The sequence below is a fragment of the Butyricimonas sp. RTP31003st1_G1_RTP31003_210430 genome (genome assembly GCF_040920905.1).
GTDB classification, from domain to species: domain Bacteria; phylum Bacteroidota; class Bacteroidia; order Bacteroidales; family Marinifilaceae; genus Butyricimonas; species Butyricimonas paravirosa.
Genome location: NZ_JBCOSQ010000141.1, coordinates 1 through 1,557 on the forward strand (window position 1 = coordinate 1; position 1,557 = coordinate 1,557).

Below are 1,557 nucleotides of genomic sequence, written 5' to 3' on the forward strand. Positions count from 1 at the left end.
CTTTATACTGTGTGTTTATGGGGCAAAGGCCCAAGTCGCAGATACGACACAACAATATGATATTTTTTATTCTTCGCCTAAAACTTACGAACTAGCTGGAGTGCGAGCTGTTGGGGGAGGGGAGAATTATGATGAGGATTATTTGGCACAGATGGCTGGATTGTCAATCGGGATGGCGGTACAGATTCCCGGAGAAACAATCACTCGTGCAATTAAGAGATTGTATGGGCATGGAATCTTTTCAGATGTATCTATTGCCATAGATAAGATCGAAGGGGATAAAGTTTATTTGGCTTTATATATAAAGGAGCGTCATAAACTTTCCAAGATTAATTATGTCGGGCTGAAAAAAGCAGAGGAGAATAAAATCAAAGAAAAGATGAATTTGTTACCGGGTGCCCAGGTGACAGATTTGATGAAGTCAAATCTAAAGATGCAGATCGAGAAGTATCTGAAAGAAAAGGGATATTATAACACGAATATCAGGATTATTCAACGTGATGATCCGGACCATAGTAATTTCGTGATCTTGGATGCTATCGTGGAGAAACATAATAAGATCAAGATTGACGAGATTATCATTACCGGAAATAAGTTAATGAAAGATGGTCGTCTGAAAGGTGCCATGAAGAAGACGAAAGAGAAATCTCTTCGTAATTTCTTCAAGTCGGCTAATTATATAGAAAAAAATTACGATGAAGATAAATTCCTTCTTGTTGATAAGTATAACGAGAAAGGTTTCCGGGATGCTGTGATCCTTTCGGATAGCGTGGTACAGATTTCACCTAAGCGGGTAAAAATTTATATTGATGTACAAGAAGGAAACAAATACTATTTCAATAATATTACATGGGTGGGTAACACCATTTATGGTTCAGATGTTTTGAGTGATGTGTTGAATATCAAGAAAGGTGATGTTTATAACAGTAAATATCTTGAGGAACGAATGACATCTGATGATGATGCTGTTTCTAATCTATATCAGAATAATGGTTACTTGTTCTCCCGGTTGGTTCCGGTGGAGACTATATCCGGAGAAGACTCCATTAACTTGGAAGTCCGGGTGGTTGAAGGCCCTCAAGCGACGATTAACAAAGTAATCATCAAAGGAAATAATCGTACGCACGAGCATGTAATTCGTCGGGAATTATATGTTTACCCGGGAGAATTGTTCAGTCGTGAGGATATTATACGAAGTGCCAGAGAGTTGGCGAATATGGGACATTTTGACCCGGAGCAGATTAAACCCGATTTGGCAAATGTGAATGCAGAGGCAGGAACGGCTGATGTCGTATTTGGTTTAGTTGAAAAAGCGAATGATAAAATCGAACTTTCCGGAGGTTGGGGAGCCGGTATGATCATTGGTTCTGTGGGATTGACCTTCACGAACTTCTCTATTCGTAATATATTTAATTGGGATTCTTACCGGCCTCTGCCGCAGGGAGATGGTCAGACGTTTAGTTTGAAGGCTCAGACGAATGGTAAATACTATACTTCTTTCAGTTTGTCTTTCCGTGAACCTTGGTTAGGTGGAAGAAAGCCGAATTCATTGAGTGT

1 protein-coding gene is annotated in these 1,557 nt (G+C 39.6%); it reads left to right on the plus strand.

Annotated features, from left to right (window positions below):
- Positions 1 to 1,557 (plus strand): outer membrane protein assembly factor (locus tag AB5542_RS21265; RefSeq protein ID WP_368243459.1); only part of this gene is annotated, 1,557 nt, incomplete at both ends.